This is a genomic window from Methanosaeta sp. UBA458 (assembly GCF_002496085.1).
Lineage (GTDB): Archaea > Halobacteriota > Methanosarcinia > Methanotrichales > Methanotrichaceae > Methanothrix > Methanothrix soehngenii.
Window position 1 is genome coordinate 7,389 of sequence record NZ_DAIK01000153.1, and the last position, 702, is coordinate 8,090.

General features: G+C 48.1%; 1 pseudogene. It reads right to left on the reverse strand.

The annotated features are described in order from the left end of the window. Nucleotides 1-493: 493 nt before the first annotated feature. Nucleotides 494-702 (reverse strand): annotated as a pseudogene (locus BP822_RS11435) (glycosyltransferase family 1 protein); the annotation flags it as partial.

Consider the following 702-nt stretch of genomic DNA (forward strand, 5'->3'; position numbering starts at 1 on the left):
TGCGAAGAGAAGAAGAGCGCCGGGATTGATGACGATATGAATATTGGCAATGCGAGCGCCAGCAACGAGACGATCACAATATTTGTGGATATGTATAATTCAACCTCATCGAGCTGATCTGGGAGATGAGGATTGGATTTCATATCAAATTTTACATTTTTTTGCATTAGGGATAAATCGATTTTGGCTCCTCTCGCTATTTGGCATGGGTGAACTTTGAATCGGAAAAACTCTATGTCTTTTGTGCCTTGGTGGTGAACCGCTATGCTTTGACCCAACCACAGAGGCGCAGAGGAACAGAGACGATAACCGCGGCCGTGCCTGACTCACATAATTCAGCGAAGAGCCATTAACCACAAAGCTCACAAAGGACACAAAGCCCGCACAAAAGGTTTTTCGGGCTATCAAGAATTGGACTAACCTTTGCGAGTCCTTTGTGATCTTTGTGCTCTTTGTGGTTAAAATCCGTTATTTGTAATCCAATCAAACCGACCTACTCCACCTCATAGATCTTTTCTGCCAGATCGCAGATCCTCTCCCAGTCGTAGCCCTGCGCCAGCTTCAGGCAGGGCCCACGCATCCTCGGGCTCTCTTGAAGTGCCAAAAGGAGGCCTTCTGCCAGATCCTCGGGCGCGGGCGGGCAGATAAATCCGGTATTTTCTGTGACCAGATCCATCACCGCATTCATCCTGTGCTCGACAG